At 64.3% G+C, this 828-nt stretch carries 1 protein-coding gene; it reads right to left on the bottom strand.

All coding sequences use genetic code 11. The features are described 5' to 3' along the window. Nucleotides 1–13: 13 nt before the first annotated feature. Nucleotides 14–828: transposase (locus tag KHO22_RS32325; protein WP_211951261.1), on the bottom strand; the 815-nt coding region annotated here is incomplete at its 5' end.

Raw genomic sequence — 828 nt, 5'->3', positions numbered from 1 at the left:
CTACTAAGAAGCGTTAGACAGCATGAGCGATGGGATCGACGTGGCACCCAAGGTCGGCGAGACGTTTGAGCAGGCGTCGAATTGTTTTCTCGGCATGATGGCGGTCGAAGTAATCGGGGCCAAGGTCGGCGTACTCCACACCATCCCGGAGGATGTGGTAAGCGGCGGTGAGCATGGAAGCAGCCACCGCGAGGATGGCCTTCTTGGCGCCGCGCCGGGCTTTGATGCGCAGGAACTGGGCACGCAGATAGCTGGTCTTGACGCGCACCGCGGCCCAAGCGGCGGTGACCAGGGCGGTCTTGAGCCAGGTACCGCTCTTGCGCACGCGCGTGCTGCGGCGTTTGCCGGCGCTCTCGTCATTGCGCGGACACAGGCCCGCCCAAGACACCAGATGGCCAGCATCGGGAAAGCGCGTCATGTCGACGCCGATCTCCGCCAACAGGACCTGAGCGGTCAAGTCGCTAACCCCGGGGATCGTGGTCAGCAGGCGGGCGCGTTGTCGGATCGGCGCCAGCGCTTTTCCCACGACGGCGTCGAGCTCAGCGAGCGTGTGCTCCAGGGCACCGATGATATCCAGATGCAGCTTGAGCATCGTGCGATGGTGTTCGGTAATGCGTCCGCGCAGCGCTTCGCACAGTTCGGCGTGCTTTTTTCGGGCGTTGCCTTGGGCCAGCGCGGCAAGCCGCTCGGGATCGGCCTCGCCGTTGACAATCGCCTTGAGCATGGCCCGGCCACTGTGTCCCAGCACGTCCGAGAGCACGCTGCCCAGCTTGAGGTTGGCGTCTTCGAGCACTTTCTGGATACGCAGGCTGTGCTGGGAGATCTCGC

The organism is Cupriavidus yeoncheonensis (assembly GCF_905397275.1).
Taxonomy (GTDB): Bacteria; Pseudomonadota; Gammaproteobacteria; order Burkholderiales; family Burkholderiaceae; genus Cupriavidus; species Cupriavidus yeoncheonensis.
This window is presented reverse-complemented; position numbering and strand designations above follow the sequence as displayed.